At 60.2% G+C, this 231-nt stretch carries 1 rRNA gene; it reads left to right on the forward strand.

Annotation, left to right across the window (positions count from 1 at the left end):
- Positions 1–231: ribosomal RNA gene (locus ACTHS4_RS12750) — 16S ribosomal RNA — on the forward strand; the annotation flags it as partial.

Raw genomic sequence — 231 nt, forward strand, 5'->3', positions numbered from 1 at the left:
GGGTGCGTAGGCGGGCCACCAAGTCTGCGGTGAAATTCTCTGGCTTAACCAGAGTAGTGCCGCGGATACTGGGGGCCTGGAGGGAGATAGGGGCGTGCGGAACTCTGGGTGGAGCGGTGAAATGCGTTGATATCCAGAGGAACTCCGGTGGCGAAGGCGGCACGCTGGATCTTTTCTGACGCTGAGGCACGAAAGCCAGGGGAGCGAACGGGATTAGATACCCGTGTAGTC

The organism is Neisseria sp. P0014.S009 (assembly GCF_051958155.1).
GTDB classification, from domain to species: Bacteria; Pseudomonadota; Gammaproteobacteria; order Burkholderiales; family Neisseriaceae; genus Neisseria; species Neisseria flavescens_C.